At 75.1% G+C, this 826-nt stretch carries 2 pseudogenes; both read left to right on the top strand.

Annotation, left to right across the window (positions count from 1 at the left end):
- A pseudogene (locus ESO86_RS17835) lies at positions 1-323 on the top strand (4-(cytidine 5'-diphospho)-2-C-methyl-D-erythritol kinase); the annotation flags it as partial.
- Positions 324-495: 172 nt separating this feature from the next.
- Positions 496-826: pseudogene (locus tag ESO86_RS17830) on the top strand (hypothetical protein); the annotation flags it as partial.

The raw sequence follows: 826 nt of genomic DNA, 5'->3' as shown, positions 1-826 counted from the left end.
GCACCGCGCTCGACTCGCCGACCGTCGACGCGGCCGTGCTGCAGGCGCTCCGCGCGGGCGACCCGCGGCAGCTCGCGGCAGCGCTCCACAACGACCTCCAGTCGGCCGCCATCGGCCTAGCGGGGCGACTGGCGCAGGTGATCGACCTCGGCGAGCAGAACGGCGCGCTGGCCGGTCTCGTGTCGGGCTCGGGCCCGACGGTCGCGTTCCTCGTCGACGACGCCGACGGTGCGCTCGAGCTCCAGGTGGCGCTCTCGGCGGCGGGCCTCACGGCGTTGCACGTGCACGGTCCGGTGCACGGCGCGCGCGTCCTGCCCTTCTGAGGTCGCGCCGCTCCGGCTCGCGGTTGCGCCGTGCTGCGCCGCCAGCGAAAGGATGCCATCTGCACCGGTCGGCCGGGCGGGCGGTGCAGGTGACATCCTCTCGAATGAATCCAGGCCGCGGATTGTGGACAGCCGGCACCGTGCCGTCGTGCGACCCCGGACGCTGGGGTCCGTGAGCAGATCCGATCGGCTTCCGTGGCTCCTCAGCGCCGTGCCGTCCTTCACCCGCGCGGAGGCGAACCGCCACGGCGTGGGGTGGCGCCGGCTCGCCGCACCCGACCTCGAGCGGACGTTCCATGGCGTGCACCGGCACGTCGGGGCGGAGCCCTCGATCCGTGAACTCGCCGAGGCGTACGCCAAGCGGATGCCTCGCCGGCAGGTGTTCAGTCACGTCACGGCCGCCGCGCTGTGGGGCATCCCACTACCGAGGCGCGCCGAGCCCGCCCGGCCGGGGCCGGTCGCCGTCAGCGCGTCGGCGCGCCCGCTCCTGCACGTCGCGGTGC

The organism is Agromyces binzhouensis, assembly GCF_004135055.1.
GTDB lineage: Bacteria > Actinomycetota > Actinomycetes > Actinomycetales > Microbacteriaceae > Agromyces > Agromyces binzhouensis.
This window is presented reverse-complemented; position numbering and strand designations above follow the sequence as displayed.